The 15650-nt window shown below is 69.4% G+C and carries 17 protein-coding genes; 12 read left to right on the top strand and 5 right to left on the bottom strand.

Features of this window, described 5'->3' with window-relative positions; genetic code table 11:
- The first annotated feature begins 18 nt into the window (after positions 1 to 18).
- The 4 genes from E9536_RS04595 to E9536_RS04610 all read left to right on the top strand — a co-directional run bounded on the left by E9536_RS04595 (position 19) and on the right by E9536_RS04610 (position 2904).
- Positions 19 to 396, top strand: a complete 378-nt coding sequence (locus tag E9536_RS04595) for a hypothetical protein (protein ID WP_021161073.1) — start codon at positions 19 to 21, stop codon at positions 394 to 396.
- Between the two features lie 8 nt (positions 397 to 404).
- Positions 405 to 938, top strand: coding sequence for a nuclear transport factor 2 family protein (locus E9536_RS04600; protein WP_136469362.1), 534 nt, complete (start codon positions 405 to 407; stop codon positions 936 to 938).
- A 31-nt stretch (positions 939 to 969) separates the two neighbouring features.
- The gene (locus E9536_RS04605; protein ID WP_136469363.1) at positions 970 to 2094 is read left to right on the top strand and encodes an amidase; all 1125 of its coding nucleotides are present in this window, start codon (positions 970 to 972) and stop codon (positions 2092 to 2094) included.
- A 66-nt stretch (positions 2095 to 2160) separates the two neighbouring features.
- Positions 2161 to 2904 (top strand): SDR family oxidoreductase, encoded by a 744-nt coding sequence (locus E9536_RS04610; protein ID WP_136469364.1) that lies wholly within the window; start codon positions 2161 to 2163, stop codon positions 2902 to 2904.
- A gap of 97 nt (positions 2905 to 3001) precedes the next feature.
- Here E9536_RS04610 and E9536_RS04615 read toward each other — a convergent pair whose 3' ends face one another.
- On the bottom strand, positions 3002 to 3634 hold the full coding sequence (locus E9536_RS04615) for a response regulator (RefSeq protein ID WP_027790826.1): 633 nt from the start codon (positions 3632 to 3634) through the stop codon (positions 3002 to 3004).
- Between the two features lie 353 nt (positions 3635 to 3987).
- On the opposite strand from E9536_RS04615, the gene hpaC reads away from it, so the two are divergent.
- The gene (gene hpaC, locus E9536_RS04620; protein ID WP_059693798.1) at positions 3988 to 4533 is read left to right on the top strand and encodes a 4-hydroxyphenylacetate 3-monooxygenase, reductase component; all 546 of its coding nucleotides are present in this window, start codon (positions 3988 to 3990) and stop codon (positions 4531 to 4533) included.
- 11 nt (positions 4534 to 4544) lie between these two features.
- On the opposite strand, the gene E9536_RS04625 is transcribed toward hpaC, so the two are convergent.
- Both E9536_RS04625 and E9536_RS04630 read right to left on the bottom strand, forming a co-directional pair.
- Positions 4545 to 5813 (bottom strand): YbfB/YjiJ family MFS transporter, encoded by a 1269-nt coding sequence (locus E9536_RS04625; protein WP_136469365.1) that lies wholly within the window; start codon positions 5811 to 5813, stop codon positions 4545 to 4547.
- A gap of 184 nt (positions 5814 to 5997) precedes the next feature.
- Positions 5998 to 6543 carry an alpha/beta hydrolase gene (locus tag E9536_RS04630; protein ID WP_136469417.1) on the bottom strand — a complete coding sequence of 182 codons (546 nt, stop codon included), beginning with the start codon at positions 6541 to 6543 and terminating at the stop codon, positions 5998 to 6000.
- A gap of 123 nt (positions 6544 to 6666) precedes the next feature.
- On the opposite strand from E9536_RS04630, the gene E9536_RS04635 reads away from it, so the two are divergent.
- The 3 genes from E9536_RS04635 (at position 6667) to E9536_RS04640 (ending at position 8595) form a co-directional block, all read left to right on the top strand.
- Positions 6667 to 7122 (top strand): Lrp/AsnC family transcriptional regulator, encoded by a 456-nt coding sequence (locus E9536_RS04635; RefSeq protein ID WP_011356102.1) that lies wholly within the window; start codon positions 6667 to 6669, stop codon positions 7120 to 7122.
- A 338-nt stretch (positions 7123 to 7460) separates the two neighbouring features.
- A complete protein-coding gene (locus E9536_RS42520; protein WP_021158412.1) occupies positions 7461 to 7583 on the top strand; it encodes a hypothetical protein in 123 nt (40 codons plus the stop codon).
- Between the two features lie 58 nt (positions 7584 to 7641).
- Positions 7642 to 8595, top strand: coding sequence for a leucyl aminopeptidase (aminopeptidase T) (locus E9536_RS04640; RefSeq protein WP_027790821.1), 954 nt, complete (start codon positions 7642 to 7644; stop codon positions 8593 to 8595).
- 16 nt (positions 8596 to 8611) lie between these two features.
- Here E9536_RS04640 and E9536_RS04645 read toward each other — a convergent pair whose 3' ends face one another.
- Both E9536_RS04645 and E9536_RS04650 read right to left on the bottom strand, forming a co-directional pair.
- A complete protein-coding gene (locus E9536_RS04645; protein ID WP_136469366.1) occupies positions 8612 to 9121 on the bottom strand; it encodes an N-acetyltransferase in 510 nt (169 codons plus the stop codon).
- Positions 9122 to 9176: 55 nt separating this feature from the next.
- Complete coding sequence (locus E9536_RS04650; protein WP_027790819.1) at positions 9177 to 10208, bottom strand: AraC family transcriptional regulator; 1032 nt, start codon at positions 10206 to 10208, stop codon at positions 9177 to 9179.
- A 296-nt stretch (positions 10209 to 10504) separates the two neighbouring features.
- Between E9536_RS04650 and E9536_RS04655 the strand changes: the two genes are divergently transcribed.
- From E9536_RS04655 to E9536_RS04670, 4 genes are all read left to right on the top strand, one after another.
- Entirely contained in the window at positions 10505 to 12214 is a 1710-nt protein-coding gene (locus tag E9536_RS04655) for a GMC family oxidoreductase N-terminal domain-containing protein (RefSeq protein ID WP_136469367.1), read from the top strand.
- Positions 12201 to 14651 (top strand): alpha/beta hydrolase fold domain-containing protein, encoded by a 2451-nt coding sequence (locus E9536_RS04660; RefSeq protein WP_136469368.1) that lies wholly within the window; start codon positions 12201 to 12203, stop codon positions 14649 to 14651. Before E9536_RS04655 ends, E9536_RS04660 begins: the two co-directional genes overlap by 14 nt.
- 340 nt (positions 14652 to 14991) lie before the next feature.
- Positions 14992 to 15324 (top strand): type II toxin-antitoxin system RelE/ParE family toxin, encoded by a 333-nt coding sequence (locus E9536_RS04665; protein WP_048020341.1) that lies wholly within the window; start codon positions 14992 to 14994, stop codon positions 15322 to 15324.
- Positions 15321 to 15650: a transcriptional regulator gene (locus E9536_RS04670; RefSeq protein WP_011356110.1), complete on the top strand. Its 330-nt coding sequence runs from the start codon at positions 15321 to 15323 to the stop codon at positions 15648 to 15650. The genes E9536_RS04665 and E9536_RS04670 overlap by 4 nt, the downstream gene beginning before the upstream one ends.

Here is a 15650-nt window from a genome sequence, read left to right on the forward strand (position 1 = left end):
TCCCCTGGAGAACCCGAGATGTCCGATTCGAATCCGCTGCCGCTGCGTGTCCTGTTCTGCTGCGGCGTGTCGCAGAACTTCTTCGACCTGCCGCGCGAGAAGATCGGCGAAGTGTGGCAGGCGTACGGCGCGATGCTCGCCGCCGTCGAGGCGATGCCCGGCGTGCGCGTGCTCGGCGTGATGGACGACGATCGCCTCGTGGTCGGCCAGGCCGACGGCGCGCCGTGGACCTTCTACATCATGGCCGACGTCGCCGATTTCGACACGACGGTCGCCGTGTGCAACCTGTATCGCACGACGCCGGTCGGCGAATACAACCTGTGGCGCTACGGCAAGATCGAAGCGCGGGTCGGCCGCGCGCTGACCGTGCCGCCGGCCGCGAAACCCGCGTCGTGAGGCGCGCGATGAACGACCTGTCTCCCGGCTCCTCCCCCGGCCTGATCGACGCACTCGCGCAGCGCGTGGCGGCGCTCGACGCCGAGCGCGCGGTGCGCGCGACGATGACGCGCTACATGGCGCTGTGCGACGTGCCGGAGGATGTCGGCGACGGCCCGCGGCTCGCCGGCCTGTTCACACCCGACGCCGTGTGGGAAGGCATCGGCCCGCAGTACGCGCAGAAGTTCGGCCGCCTCGAAGGCACGGCCGCGATCGTCGCGATGCTGGGCCGCTACCTGCCGCCCGATCCGCATTTCTCGGCGAACCTGCACTTCCTGACGTCGGAGTCGATCGAGATCGGCGCCGGCAACACGAGCGCGCGCGGCCGCTGGATCATGCTGCAGGCGTCGCGCTACGCGAACGGCACGGCCGAGCTGATCGCCGCGCGGCTGACCGTCGATTTCATGCCGGCCGGCGACGGGTCGACCTGGCTGATCCAGCACTTTCGCACCGAACGCGTGCTCGACGGCCCGTGGCCGCTCGCCGCCGCGCCACGGCCCTGATGCTCTCCACCGCTTCCGCACGATACCGACCATGACAGGCTTCATCGACACCTTCACGCTCGGCGGCCCGGGCCCCACGATCGCGATCAAGGACACGATCGACATCGCGGGCCATCCGACCCGCGCGGCGAGCCGCGCGCTCGCCGATGCACCGCCGGCCGCGCAACACGCGGACGTCGTCCGCCTGCTGCTCGACGCGGGCTGGCAGATCGCCGGCAAGGCGAACATGCACGAGCTCGCGTTCGGCATGACCGGCATCAACGACTACACGGGCACGCCCGTCAATCCGCAGGACGCGACGCGCATCCCGGGCGGCTCGTCGAGCGGTTCCGCTTCGCTCGTCGGGCTCCGCGCGGTCGACGCGGCGCTCGGCACCGACACCGGCGGCTCGATTCGCGGGCCGGCCGCGTGCTGCGGCGTGGCCGGGCTGAAGCCGACGTTCGGCCGCGTGTCGCGGCGCGGCGTCGCGCCGGCCGATACCACGCTCGATTGCGTCGGGCCGTTCGCACGCGATATCCGCACGCTGGCCGCGGTGATGGCCGCGATCGCGCCGGGCTTCGATCGTGCGCACGCGGCGGCCTCCGTGGCGGGCTGCACGATCGCGCAGATCCGCGTCGAAGCCGATCCGGCGATCGCCGCCGCGCTCGATGCAGCCGTGCGCGCGTCGGGCCTGCATTCGCACGCGCTCGTGCTCGACGAAATGCCGGCGTCGTTCGCGGCGGGGCTCACCGTGATCAACGCGGAAACGTCGCGCGCGTTCGGCCATCTGGTCGACACCGGCAAGCTCGGCGCCGATCTCGATGCGCGGCTGCGCACCGCCGCGACGACGACACCCGCCGCCCTCGCGGAAGCCGAAGCCGTACGCGCACGCTTCACCGCGCAGGTCGACGCCGCGCTCGAACTCGCGGACGTGCTCGTGCTGCCGACGCTGCCCGCGTTGCCGATCACGCTGCAGCAGGCGCGCGACGGTGTATCGGTGATCGCGATGTCGTCGCTGATCCGGCCGTTCAACCTGAGCGGCCATCCGGCGCTCAGCCTGCCGCTGCCGCTGGCCGGTTCGCCGCTGAAGGCGGGCCTGCAGATCGTCGGGCGCAAGGGCGCGGACGAGCGGGTCTGCGCGATCGCGGCACACTTCGAAGCGGCCCTCGCCGCATGAACCACGAAGCGGGCGCGGCTTCACCCTTCACCCTTCACGCGCCCGCGAACCAGGGAATCACGCACCATGTCAGACCGAGTCGTCCTCGTTACCGGCGCCGCACGCGGGCTCGGCACCGTCATCGCCGACCGTTTCCATGCGGCCGGCTATCGCGTCGCGCTGGCCGACATCGCCGCCGACGCCATTCATGCGCATGCGCGCGAACTCGACCCTGGCGGCGAACGCGCGATCGCGCTGCCGCTCGACGTCACGTCGAAACGCGATTTCGAAGCTGCGCGCGATGCGCTCGTCGCGCGCTGGGGCACGATCGACGTGCTCGTGAACAACGCGGGCGCATCGAAGGTCGTGCCCGCGATGGAGATCACGGCCGAGCAGTTCGACCAGGTGATCGACGTGAACCTGCGCAGCGTGCTGTTCGGCTGCCAGGTGTTCGGCCAGTATTTCGCGGAACGTGGCGCGGGCCGGATCGTCAACATCGCATCGCTCGCCGGCCAGAACGGCGGCTCGGCGACGGGCGCGCACTACGCGGCCGCGAAGGGCGGCACGCTGACGCTGACCAAGGTGTTCGCGCGCGATCTCGCCGCGCGGGGCGTGACCGTCAACGCGATCTCGCCGGGCCCGCTCGACCTGCCGATCGTGCATGAAAGCGTCGCACCGGAAAAGCTGCGCCAGGTGCTCGCGAGCCTGCCAGGCGGCAAGCTCGGGTCGGCCGGTTTCGTGGCGGATGCGGCCGTGCTGCTCGCGTCGGGCGACGCGCACTTCGCGAACGGCGCGTGCTGGGACATCAACGGCGGGTTGTACATGCGCTGAGCGGCGGGCGGCATCGCTTGCGCTGTCGACCGGTGCCGCGCGCAGGACTCGTGCGGAACTCGTGCGAGCAGGCGAACGTCGGCGTGCCCGCAGCCCCCTATCGCGACGACTCCCCGTCGTCGCCCCACACGACCATCACGTCCCGCACGAGCGCGGCGATCGACGTCGCGCCGAGCTTCTCCTTGATGCTCGCGCGATGCACGTCGACGGTCTTCACGCTGATCGACAGATCCGACGCGATCTGCTTGCTGCCCTTGCCGTCCACCACGCCGCGCAGCACTTCCTTCTCGCGCGCGGTCAGCGCATCGAGCCGCTGGCGCAGCTCGCGGTGGCGCTGGCTCACCGCGTGCCGCTGCTGCGCGAGCCGCAGTGCGCGCTGCACGCGCTCGAGCATCTGCTGCGAGTTGTACGGCTTCTCGACGAAATCGATCGCGCCGTTCTGCAGCGCGCGCACGGACATCGGGATATCGCCGTGCCCGCTGACGAAGATCACCGGCAGCGTCGCGCCCCGCGCGTTCAGTTCGGCCTGCACGTCGAAGCCGCTCTTCTCCGGCATCCGCACGTCGAGCACCAGGCACGCGGGCAGGTTCACGTCGAAGCGCGCGAGAAAATCCGCGGCGTTCGCGAACCCCTCGGACGCGATGCCGACCGATTCGAGCAGCCAGGCGAGCGATGTCCGCATGCCGCCGTCGTCGTCGACGATGTATACGATCGGTGCGGGTGACGTCATCGCGGGGGTCTCGCTGAATATCGGTATGGGTATCGCACGCGCCGCATACGGGGCCGGTTGCCGGCGCGTCGCGCACGTCGTTCGCTGGGGATGCGCGGCACATCATAACGAGCCGAAAACCCGCTGAAAACCCCTTCACGGGCCGCACGAGCGCACATTCCCGGTTTTTTTCGCGCGCCGCGCCGCGTACCTAGGTAGAACCTTTAGACGCGTTGGCGAGAACGCCATCTCCATCGTCAATCGTGCGAATGGTCGCCAGCCTTTTCGCGACGTACGCTTGGGTCATCGTCGGCGATCAGGCGCTGCATCCGCAGCGCCGCACGATCGCCGCTCTCGTCCAACCAGGAGCGCCCATGTCTTCCACGACCGATATCCAGCGACCGGCACGCGTCGAGCCGACCGACGCGCAGAAGGCCTTCCGGCAAGCGATGGCCCACCTCGGCGCGGCCGTCAACGTGATCACCACCGCCGGGCCGCACGGCCGCTGCGGGATCACCGCGAGCGCCGTGTGCTCCGTCACCGACACGCCGCCGACGCTGCTCGTGTGCCTCAACCGGTCGAGCGCGATGCATGCGACGTTCGAACGCAATCGCCACGTCTGCATCAACGTGCTGCCGGCCGAACACGAACAGCTCGCGCGGCACTTCGCGGGGCTCACCGAGCTGCCGATGGACCGGCGCTTCGAACTGCCCGGGTGGGATCGCGGCGAGCAGGACGTGCCCGTGCTGCGCGACGCGCTCGCGAGCCTGCAGGGCACGATCGCCGACATGAAGGAAGTCGGCTCGCATTCGGTGATGTTCATCGAGGCGACGTCGATCCGCGTGCGCGACGACGGCGACAGCCTGATCTACTTCGGCCGTGCGTTTCATCGCGTGTCGCGCACGGCGTGCGTGCGGTGAACCGCGCGTGACTACGCGGCGGCCCGCAACGCGCGCTGCCCGGCCGCGAGCGCGGCACCCGCGAACAGCGTCAGCGCCGAATACACGAGCCCGCGCGCGAGCCCCGCGCTGTCCGACACCCAGCCGATCGCGACCGGCCCGGCGATCTGCCCGAATGCAAAGACCGTCGTGAACGCGCTGATCCCTTTCGCCCAGCCGTCGGGCGACAGGTTGTGGCGCACGAAGGCCGTCGTCGACGCGACGGCCGACAGGAACGTCGCGCCGAACAGCACGCCCGACGCGAACGCGGCAACCGGATGCACGAACATCGCCGGCATCAGCGTCGCGATGCCGAGCAGCGCATTGAGCACGGCCAGCGCCTGGCCGCCGCGCATCCGGTCGAGCAGCCCCGACCACAGCCGTGCCGAGACGACGGTCGCGACGCCGAGCATCACGTAGAACGCGGCGACCACCGTGCCGCTCATTCCCGCGCCGCGCAGCAGCGCGACGATGAACGTCATGTAGCCGATGTAGCCGACGCCGAACAGGCCGTAGCCGGCCAGCGCGAGGGCGAAACGCACGGGGCTCGCGGTCGCGGCCGGCACCGCACCGTCGCGCGGCGCGGCGGGTGCCGCGTGCACGCGCTCGATGCGGCGCGCGGCCGACACGGCCACCGCCGAGAACAGCACGCATGCGAACGCGAGCGCGAACCACGCGGGCTGCCAGCCATGTACGCCCTGCGCGAGCGTCGCCGGCACGAGCAGCGATGACGCGACGATGCCCCATCCGGTGCCGCCGTAGTAGAGGCCGAGCAGCAGGCCCGCATCGCGCGGTGACGCCGACGCGAGCCGCGCGGCCAGCACGCCGCCGCTGATGAAGATCAGCGCGCTGCCGACGCCGGTCGCAAGCCGCTGCGCGAGCAGCGCGTGCATGCCGGACGTGAACCCGCACGCGGCCATCAGCAATGCGGTCAGCACGCACCCGGCCGCAAGCAGCGTGCCCGCGCGCCAGCGCCGCGACAGCAACGGAAACACGAGCGCACCGATCAGGTAGCCGGCCGCGTTCGCCGTGTTCAGCGCGCCGGCCTGCGCGAAGGTCCAGCCGAGATCGGCCTTCATCGGCGGCAGCAGCAGCGCATACGAAAAGCGTGCGAGGCCGAGCGCGATCGCGCTGCCGAGCGACAGGCCGATCGCGAGCCGCCACGCGGCCATGCGATCGGGGTCACGTTCGGGGGTATGGCGGGTCGCGCCGGTGTCCGGCTGCGACGGGCCGGCAGGCTCCGGTTGCGGCGCTGCGCGCATCGCGTGTCTCCTTTGTCGTTCGAAGCCGAGGGGGAGCGGCGCGACGGAACCGGCGTTTCGCACGCGCCGGTCCCGACTGTCCGTCGAGGCTTCCGATTCTGTCGACCGATCATACTTGAGCCGCCACGGCCAGGCACGCGCCGGCAGGCAGCACGCGCGGAACGACGGCAGCCGCTTGCCGGCGCTAGCGCTGCAATCCGGCCACGAAGGCCGTCAGCAATGCACGCCCCTCCGGCCACTGCGCCAATCCCGCTTCCGCATTCAGGTGGCCGCGCGGGCCGAGCCGCAGCGGCGTCGCGCCACGTTCGCTTGCCCATGCGATGCCGCGCCCGGACGGGTCGTACCCGTCGTCCGAACTGGCGATCGCCAGCACCGGCAAACCGCCGAAATCGGCGCCCGGCACGTTCGCGAACGCACGCGCCGCGGCCGGAAAACGCGGGCCGCCCGGATCGGGCACCGCAACGAGCCATGCGCCGCGCACGACGCGCGCCGACGCCGCGCGCCAGTGCGCGAACAGCAGGCACCCCAGCGAATGGCAAATCAACACCGGCGGCGCCGCGGCTTGCGCGACGGCTTCATCCAGCGCCGCCATCCAGTCACGCAGGTCGGGGGCATCCCATGACGCAGGCGCCATGCGGATGGCGCCCGGAATCGCGGCCTCCCAGTGGCTCTGCCAATGATCCGGTCCCGAGTTGCCGATCCCCGGCACGATCACGATCGTTTGGTCCATCTCCATCTCCGTCTCCATAAACAGGCGAGCGCTCAGTCTCGTCCGCCGGAAACCGGCCGGGAATGGCAAGTCATCGGTTATTGAGACAATATGCCGATGAATTAACGGAGCGGGAGAACGGACATGTCGAATGGAGAGCTCGATCGCCTGGATCTTTCGATCCTCGAGGCACTACAGGAAAACGCGCGGATGCCGCTGTCCGAAGTGGGCCGGCGCATCGGGCTGTCGCAGCCTGCGACGTCGGAGCGCGTCAAGCGGCTGGAAGAACGCGGCATCATCGCCGGCTACGGCGCGCGCATCGACCCGGCGGCGCTGGGGTTGGGGATGATGGCCATCATCCGGCTGAAGACGACGCACGAACACATCAAGCCCGCGCTGCGCGCATTCGCCGAGATGCCGCACGTCATCGAGGTTCACCGGATGACCGGCGAGGATTGCTTCTTGCTGAAGGTACTCGTGCCGACACCGGGGCAACTGGAAACCATCATCGACGCGATTGCCCGTTTCGGCGCGGTTACGACGTCGCTGGTGCTCCGCTCCGAGCCGGCCAAACCGCTCGGCAAGGCGCTGCTCGGCTGACACGGCATCGGGCCGCCGCCACGCCCGCGCCACGATCGAGGCCATCGAATTCCCGATAAAAATTCGCCGAATGCAATGCATCGATTCCGATTCATTTCATTAAAAAAATGACCTGGAATCCGTCAGGCCATTTACCCGCGTTTTACCGCACGCGCCTCGTCAATCCCCGTTGTTTAGCACGCCGAGGCTAAAATTCTTGCAACGCATTGCATTCGTAAATTCGTCAGACTAATATCAACGCCACTCATCCGGCATTCACGAAATGCCTGATGAGGAGTGGCAAATTTTTAGCCGCGCTTTCATGTTGAAACACTCATGTTCACCACAGGAGAATTGACATGCAGGACACCCAGCAGATCGAATTGCTTGACTGGATGCAGGAAGACACGCACCCCGAGGCCATCGACATGATGGTCGAGGACGCCGTGGTGCCGTTCGGCACCGCGCTCTGGCCGGTCTGAGCGGGCCACCCGTTCTCGCGGAAGGGCCGCGGCCCTTCCGCCGCTTCCGGAGACACGCATGCTGAACCTGCACCGCGCACTCGGCTTCCACCCCGCGCTGCGCGACAAACTGGCGCGCGGCGAATCGGGAAAACTGCTGGTCGGCCACGACACCCGCAACCGCGACATCGCGTTGCGCGCATTTGCCGCCCTGCCCGATTCACTCGACGCCACGACCCTCTGCCTCGAAAGCACCCCGCCCGCCGATATCACCGCCGCACTCGATGAAGCCGACCTGTTCGTGCTGCTGTACGACTCGTCGTGCCTGCCGACACCGTCGCCGAGCGGGCCGCCGTTCCTCGCCGCGATCCGCCCGGCGATCGTCGAGCACTGGAGCAAGTCGGTGCTGTTCAAGGATTACGGCCCGCATCTCGACGAGGCGTTCGCCGAATCGCTCGACGACATCGCGGCACGCAACGGCCGGCTGATCGACGCGGCCGCGCGCGCATCGCAGATCCGCTTCATCGACGAAGCCGGGAACACGCTGACGGGCTCGCTCGCGCCGGACCAGAAATGGACGAGCGTGGACGGAATGGGCAACCTCGACGTCGTGCCCGGCGAGATCGCGACGCACGTGACCGATCTCAACGGCACGATCGTCTTCAGCGGCACGTTTCTCGGCACCGTGCCGTTCGCGATCAAGTACAAGGTGGCCGAGCGGCTCGCGACGCTGCAGGTCGAGAACAGCACGATCGTCGGTTTCGATACCGACGACACGGGCTTCCGGCGCGATTTCTCGGCCTATCTCGACCGGCATCCGAATCACCGGCGGATCGAGGAATTCGGCATCGGCACGAACCTCGGCATTCGCGGGCTGTACGGCCGCAATGCGGGGTTCGAGGAACGTCATCCGGGCCTGCACCTCGGGCTCGGCGGCGGCGAAAACGGCAGCCACCATCTCGACCTGATCTTCGCGCGTGGCACGCTCGCGCTCGACGACCGGATCGTGTTCGACGGCGCGTTCGCCGTCTGATTCGCCAGTTGCGCGCTCAGGCTCCGGCGGCAGGTGTGTCGCCGAGCCACTTGAACATCACGAGGCAATCGACGAACCCGAGCAGCGCGTGACGATACGCACGCGGCAGCCGCCCGACGATTTCAAATCCCAGCTTCTGCCACAGCGCGACCGCCACCTCGTTCGTCGAGACGACCGAGTTGAACTGCATCGCGAGGAAACCGCGCTCGCGCGCAACCTGCTGCGAGTGCTCGCACATCAGGCGCGCGACGCCACGGCCGCGCGCTGCCTCGCTCACCATGTAGCCGCAATTGCACACGTGATTGCCGGGGCCGGCCGCGTTCGCCTTCAGGTAGTACGAGCCCAGTACCACGCCGTCCTCCTCGGCGACCCACGTGCAGAGCGGCGCATCGAGCCATAACGCGCGCGCCGCTTCGGGTGTCGCATCGGGATCGAATGCATAGGTTTCCCGAGCAGCGACGATGGCGCGATAGGTCGGCCAGAAGCGCGGGAAATCGTCGTCGGTCATCGGGCGAATCGTGATCATGCGGGTTCTCTCTTGATTGGAATGCCGGCGGGACAGCCGGCGATCGTGGCGTGATTCAGGAACGGCCGCCGTCCCGTTGCGCCGCGCTGCGATATGCGCCCGGCGGCACGCCGTACCAGCGCTTGAACGCCTGCGAGAAACTCGACAGGTCGCTGAAGCCGAGCCGCTCGGCCACTTCCGCGAGCGACAGGCGTGCGTCGCCGAGCAGCGTCTCGGCCATCGCGCCGCGCGCCTGCGCGAGCAGCGCCCGGAACGTCGTGCCCTCCTCCTGCAGCCGGCGCTTGAGCGTACGCGGGCTCGTGTTCAGCAGCCGCGCCATGTCCTCGAGCGAGAACGGCGCGGGGCCAGGCGTCGCGCCCAGGTACTGGCGCACCATCTCCGACGTGCCCACCCGCGCGCGCCGCGCTTCGAGCAGCTGGCCGCACATCTGCTCGCACATCGACACCGTCAGCGGATTCGCGTGCGGCAGCGGCCGGTCGAGCAACGCGCGGTCGAACGCGAGGCTGTTCGCGCGCGCCGAAAAAACCGGCTCGACGCCGGCGATGCGCGGCACCGGCACGGACGGCGCGCGCGTCGCCTGCACCGTGAAGCGCGACAGCTCGAATGCGTCGCCGCCGATTTCCCGCAGCAATACGGCCGCCGCCGTCATGTCGCGCTCGACGAGGAACCGGCTCAGTGCACCATCGAGTTCCGGCGCGCCGAAACTGAGCACGCACGTGCTGCCCTCTTCACGATACGTGATCACGGTGAACGCATAGGTGAGCGGCAGGAAGCGCATCGCCAGCGCGAGTGCGTCGCGCGCGGTCGCGCTCGCGATCAGCCCGTAGCCCCACACGCCGTACGCGGAGAAGTGGTAGCGCAGGCCGACCTCGAACCCGAGGCCCGGCGCCCGCCCGAGCGCACGCAGCAGGTTGCCGGTCAGCCGCAGTTCCTGCGCGGCCGTCACCTCGACCTTCGGATCGTCGAGCTGAGCGTTGGCGAGCCCCGTGCCGGCCAGCAGCGTCGCGTGCGGCACGCCGCGTTCGTCGCCGAAATCGACCAGCAGCCGGGCGCTGGCCGGACTCCGGGTGAAATCCCAGAAGCTCATGCGGAGAAACCCTCGAAGCGCCGATTTGGCCCAAATACTAAAACAATTGTCCCGAAGCAGCATTGGTGTTTTCCCATGCGGCCAGCACCATCGGCGTCATCCAGTCGTCGCCCGAACGACGCCAACGCCCCCGGAGGAGACACCATGCGACGCAGTCGCCCGACCGATCCCGCAGCCCGCTTCGCACGCCGGCGCGCCGTGCCTGCACGAACCCCTGCCCCTGCCCGGCCAAGCGCCGGCCGCCCGTGCGCGCTGCCGCGCCCCGCCTGATCCATCGACCATCGGAGGATGAACCCATGAGCAGGACTTTCGACTACATCGTCGTCGGCGGCGGGTCGGGCGGCTGCGTCGTCGCCGGGCGGCTGACCGAGGACCCGGCCGTGACCGTCTGCGTGCTCGAGGCCGGCGGCCGCGGCGACGGCACGCTCGTCAACGTGCCGACCGGCGCGGTCGCGATGATGCCGACCCGCGTGAACAACTGGGCCTTCGACACGGTGCCGCAGCGCGGCCTCGGCGGGCGCATCGGCTACCAGCCGCGCGGCAAGGCGCTGGGCGGTTCGTCGGCCATCAACGCGATGGTCTATATCCGCGGCCATCGCATCGACTACGACGGCTGGGCCGCGCTCGGCAACGAAGGCTGGGCCTACGACGACGTGCTGCCGTACTTCCGCCTGAGCGAGCACAACGAGCGCTTCGACGATGCGTGGCACGGCCGCGACGGCCCGCTGTGGGTAAGCGACCTGCGCACCGGCAACCCGTTCCATGCGCGCTACCTGGAAGCGGCGCAACAGGCCGGCCTGCCGCTCACCGACGATTTCAACGGCGCGCAGCAGGAAGGCATCGGCATCTACCAGGTCACGCAGAAGCACGGCGAACGGTGGAGCGCGGCGCGCGCGTACCTCTTGCCGCACATCGGCCGCCGCGACAACCTGACGGTCGAGACCCACGCGCAGGTGCTGCGCATCCTGTTCGACGGCACGCGCGCGACCGGCGTCGAAGTCCGGCAGCACGGCGAGATCCGCACACTGCGCGCCCGGCGTGAAGTCGTGCTCGCGGCCGGCGCGCTGCAAACGCCGCAACTGCTGATGCTGTCGGGCGTCGGCCCGGGCAGCGAGCTCCGGCAACGGGGCATCGCGGTGCACGCCGACCTGCCCGGCGTCGGCCGCAACCTGCAGGATCATCCGGATTTCATCTTCGGCTACCGCACGCGCAGCGTCGACACGATGGGCGTATCCGCGCGCGGCGGCGTGCGCATGCTGCGCGAGCTCGCGCGCTTTCGCCGCGAACGGCGCGGCATGCTGACGTCGAATTTCGCGGAAGGCGGCGGCTTCCTGAAGACCCGCGCGGACCTCGACGCACCGGACATCCAGCTGCACTTCGTCGTCGCGCTCGTCGACGATCACGCGCGCAAGCTGCACGCCGGCCACGGGCTGTCGTGCCACGTGTGCCTGCTGCGGCCGCGCAGCCGCGGCTCGGTCACGCTCGACAGCGCCGATCCGCTCGCGGCACCGCGCATCGACCCCGCGTTCTTCGACGATCCGCGCGACCTCGACGACATGGTCGCGGGCTTCCGGCTCACGCGACGGCTGATGGAAGCGCCGGCGCTCGCCGGCTGGACCACGCGCGACCTGTTCACCGCGAACGTCGACACCGACGATGAAATCCGCGACGTGCTGCGGCGGCGCACCGACACCGTGTACCACCCGGTCGGCACGTGCCGGATGGGGCACGACGCGCTCGCCGTCGTCGATTCGCAGCTGCGCGTGCGCGGCCTGCAGGGGCTGCGCATCGTCGATGCGTCGGTCATGCCGACGCTCGTCGGCGGCAACACCAACGCACCGACGATCATGATCGCCGAGAAGGCCGTCGACCTGATCCGCGGCGTGCGCCGCACGCCCGCGCGGCCACAGCGCGAAACCGTCAGGACAGCGACGGATTCCGCTCCCGCTTCGCGCGCCGCGCACGAAGCCGTCCAGCCTGAGGAGACCCGCCATGTCGTCGCGTGACGCTGCCCACCTGACCGAATCCGCCGCACCGCTCGCGGCGATCATCATCGGCGCCGGCTTCGCCGGCATCGGCATGGCCATTGCGCTGCAACGTGCCGGCATCCACGATTTCGCGATCGTCGAACGCTCGCACGACGTCGGCGGCGTGTGGCGCGACAACAGCTACCCGGGCGCCGCGTGCGACGTGCCCTCGCACCTGTACTCGTTTTCGTTCGAGCCCAACCCGGCCTGGTCGCGCGTGTTCGCACCGCAGCCCGAAATCCATGCGTACCTGCAGCATTGCGCGCGCAAGTACGGCCTCGCGCGCTACCTGCGCTTCGGCGCCGACGTCGCGCATGCGCGTTACGACGAAGCCGCCGCGCTGTGGCGCGTCACGCTCGCCGACGGCACGACGCTCAGCGCCGCCGTGCTCGTCAGCGGCACCGGGCAGCTGAGTCGCCCCGCGATGCCCGACCTGCCCGGCATCGACACGTTCCGCGGCCGCGCATTCCACTCCGCGCACTGGGATCACGACTATGCGCTCGCCGGCAAGCGCGTGGCGGTGGTCGGCACCGGTGCGTCGGCGATCCAGTTCGTCCCCGCGATCGCCGGCGACGTGCAGCGCCTGACCGTATTCCAGCGTTCGCCGGCCTACGTGATGCCGCGCCCCGACCGCGCGTACCGCCCGTGGGAGAAGGCGCTGTTCCGCACGCTTCCGTGGGCGATGAAGCTGCATCGCGCATCGATCTACCTGCGCTACGAATCGCGCGCGATCGCGTTCACGCGCCTGCACCGGTTGATGAAGGTCGCGGTCGGCCGGCCGTTCCGCAAGCTGCTCGCGCGCGACGTGCCGGACGCCGCGTTGCGCGCACGGCTCACGCCCGACTACCCGATCGGCTGCAAGCGCATCCTGCTGTCGAGCGACTACCTGGCCGCGATGAGCCGCGACAACGTCGAACTCGTCACGCAGCGGATCCGGCGCGTGACGGAGCGCGGCATCGAGACCGTCGACGGCGTGCATCATCCGGTCGATGCCATCGTCTACGGCACGGGGTTCGCGGCGACCGAGTTCCTGTCGCCGATGCGCATCACGGGCCGCGACGGGCTCGACCTGAACGACGCATGGCGGCGCGGCGCGCAGGCGTATCTCGGGCTTACCGTGCCCGGTTTTCCGAACTTCTTCATGCTGTACGGCCCGAACACCAATCTCGGCCACAACTCGATCGTCTACATGCTCGAAAGCCAGATCGCGCACGTGATGCGCTGCCTGCACGCGATGCGGCGCAACGGCGCGCGCGAGATCGACGTCGACGCGCGCCGCTACCGGCGCTTCAACGCGCATGTGCAGCAACGGCTCGAAGGATCGGTGTGGAACAGTTGCAAGAGCTGGTATGTCGATGCATCGGGACGCAACAGCACGAACTGGCCGGGCTTCACGCTGACCTACCGGTGGATCGCCCGCTTCACCGGGATGTCCGCCTACCGTTTCACGCATCCAGTGCCCGAATCGGTTGCCCCGACGCGCGACGTCGTAGTCGCGCCGCCCGCCGGCCCGCTGGAGGCACTCACGGCTGCCTCGCTGCGCGGTTTCCTGCGCGTGGCGTTCCGGCCGCTGATCGGGCCGCCGTTCGGTGCACGCATGCAACGCCGCGTCGTCGCGCTGCTGTCGCCGCTGATGCCCGGCACGGGCGGCACGCTGCGCTACCGTACGCACGCGCACCGCGTGCCGGTCGAAGTGGTCGCGCCGAAACGCGGCGACACGGGCGGCGCGATCCTCTACCTCCACGGCGGCGCATTCTGCCTCGGCGGGCCGCATACGCATCGCGGCGTGACGACGCGGCTCGCGAACGATGCCGGCCTGCCGGTGTGGGTGCCCGATTACCGGCTGGCCCCCGAGCATCCGGGCCCGGCCGCGCTCGACGATGCGCTGGCCGTCTATGACGCGATGCGCGCGCAGGGTCACGCTCCGCACCGGATCGCGATCGCGGGCGATTCGGCCGGCGGTGCACTGGCGCTGGCACTGGCCATCGCGCTGCGCGAGCGCGGCGAGCCGGCCGCCGCCGCGTTGCTGCTGATCTCGCCCGTGACCGATCCCGCCCTCGGCGGCGCGACGCTGGCTTCGCGCCGCCACGACGATCCGATGATCCGCCGCGGCTGGCTCGAGCAAGGGCTGCGCTGGTATCACGGCGCCGGATCGGCGGCGGCCCGCGGCCCGCTCGATACCGACCTGCGCGGTCTGCCGCCGATGCTCGTTCAGGCCGGCGACCAGGAAGTGCTGCTGTCGGACGCGCAGCGGCTGGCCAGTCACGCGCAGGCCTGCGGCGTGCCGTGCCGGCTGGAGATTCATGCGGCGCGCTGGCATGTGTTTCATCTGCAGTCGTTTTACCTGCGCTCGGCGCGGGACGCGTTGCGCACGCTGGCGGAGTTTGCGTCGGCACGCGTTGCCGCGACGGCATGACGATGCAACGGTAACGCACGAGGATTTTCCGGCGGGCGCGCCGCACGACGCGCCCGCCGTCGGACTGTTCGCGCACTTGCCTCACGTCCCACTCATGGCGCGTGCCCTCGGCACGCGCCATCGACACCGGCCATTCGGCCGAATCGCCACGCCAGGTACCGGATGAAAGAATGATCTTCGTCCGGGAAGCCGGTTTCGCTGCCTGCACTGCAACTGTCCCGCATGCGGCGTCGTGTGTCGTCCCGACTCGCCAATGCGCGCACGCCCCTGCGCACACCACCCGGCAACTCGCACGACCGCCTCCTTTCTCATTCACCCCTTTTGTAGCTTATAAGTTACAATGCTCTCCAAGTTCGAACTTCTTCGCTACCAGCGCGACGATGGTCGCGAGCCCTTCACCGAATGGTTGAACGCCGTGCGCGACAAGCTTGCACAGGCCCGGATTCGCGAACGCCTGCGCCGCGTGCAAACGGGCAACTTCGGCGATTGCGAGCCTGTCGGCGAAGGCGTGATCGAACTGCGCGTCCACGTCGGCGCCGGCTATCGCGTGTATTTCGGGCGGTACGGCGGCGCACTGGTGCTGCTGCTGTCGGGCGGCGACAAAAGCAGCCAACCCGACGACATCAGGCGCGCCAAGGAACACTGGTCGAACTGGAAACGGAGGCAAACATGACCAAGCTCAAAGGTGCGGTATCGCACCACGACGCGGAAGTCGCCGAACTCGGCGCCGACCGCGAACTCGCAGTGGCCTATCTGCGCGTCGCGATGGAGTCGCTCGACGATCCCGACAACCGCGCGGCCGGCCTGCTCGCGCTGCGCACCGTCGCGGAAGCGTACGGCGGGCTCGGTGCGGTCGCGGCCGAAGCCGGCATCAGCCGCGAATCGCTGTATCGCACGCTGTCCCCCAACGGCAACCCGACGCTGAAAACGCTGCTCGCGGTGCTCAAGACCGTCGGCTTGCGCCTGTCCGTCGTCCCCGCGCAGCCGGCGCACGCGTAA

Origin of the sequence: Burkholderia sp. LS-044, from assembly GCF_004803625.1 — a bacterium.
Lineage (GTDB): Bacteria > Pseudomonadota > Gammaproteobacteria > Burkholderiales > Burkholderiaceae > Burkholderia > Burkholderia cepacia.

What these genes read in the sequence shown, in the direction of transcription:
- E9536_RS04595 (WP_021161073.1), top strand. Translation starts at nt 19, where the DNA reads ATGTCCGATTCGAATCCGCTGCCGCTGCGTGTCCTGTTCTGCTGCGGC.
- E9536_RS04600 (WP_136469362.1), top strand. Translation starts at nt 405, where the DNA reads ATGAACGACCTGTCTCCCGGCTCCTCCCCCGGCCTGATCGACGCACTC.
- E9536_RS04605 (WP_136469363.1), top strand. Translation starts at nt 970, where the DNA reads ATGACAGGCTTCATCGACACCTTCACGCTCGGCGGCCCGGGCCCCACG.
- E9536_RS04610 (WP_136469364.1), top strand. Translation starts at nt 2,161, where the DNA reads ATGTCAGACCGAGTCGTCCTCGTTACCGGCGCCGCACGCGGGCTCGGC.
- E9536_RS04615 (WP_027790826.1), bottom strand. Translation starts at nt 3,634, where the DNA reads ATGACGTCACCCGCACCGATCGTATACATCGTCGACGACGACGGCGGC.
- hpaC (WP_059693798.1), top strand. Translation starts at nt 3,988, where the DNA reads ATGTCTTCCACGACCGATATCCAGCGACCGGCACGCGTCGAGCCGACC.
- E9536_RS04625 (WP_136469365.1), bottom strand. Translation starts at nt 5,813, where the DNA reads ATGCGCGCAGCGCCGCAACCGGAGCCTGCCGGCCCGTCGCAGCCGGAC.
- E9536_RS04630 (WP_136469417.1), bottom strand. Translation starts at nt 6,543, where the DNA reads ATGGACCAAACGATCGTGATCGTGCCGGGGATCGGCAACTCGGGACCG.
- E9536_RS04635 (WP_011356102.1), top strand. Translation starts at nt 6,667, where the DNA reads ATGTCGAATGGAGAGCTCGATCGCCTGGATCTTTCGATCCTCGAGGCA.
- E9536_RS42520 (WP_021158412.1), top strand. Translation starts at nt 7,461, where the DNA reads ATGCAGGACACCCAGCAGATCGAATTGCTTGACTGGATGCAGGAAGAC.
- E9536_RS04640 (WP_027790821.1), top strand. Translation starts at nt 7,642, where the DNA reads ATGCTGAACCTGCACCGCGCACTCGGCTTCCACCCCGCGCTGCGCGAC.
- E9536_RS04645 (WP_136469366.1), bottom strand. Translation starts at nt 9,121, where the DNA reads ATGATCACGATTCGCCCGATGACCGACGACGATTTCCCGCGCTTCTGG.
- E9536_RS04650 (WP_027790819.1), bottom strand. Translation starts at nt 10,208, where the DNA reads ATGAGCTTCTGGGATTTCACCCGGAGTCCGGCCAGCGCCCGGCTGCTG.
- E9536_RS04655 (WP_136469367.1), top strand. Translation starts at nt 10,505, where the DNA reads ATGAGCAGGACTTTCGACTACATCGTCGTCGGCGGCGGGTCGGGCGGC.
- E9536_RS04660 (WP_136469368.1), top strand. Translation starts at nt 12,201, where the DNA reads ATGTCGTCGCGTGACGCTGCCCACCTGACCGAATCCGCCGCACCGCTC.
- E9536_RS04665 (WP_048020341.1), top strand. Translation starts at nt 14,992, where the DNA reads ATGCTCTCCAAGTTCGAACTTCTTCGCTACCAGCGCGACGATGGTCGC.
- E9536_RS04670 (WP_011356110.1), top strand. Translation starts at nt 15,321, where the DNA reads ATGACCAAGCTCAAAGGTGCGGTATCGCACCACGACGCGGAAGTCGCC.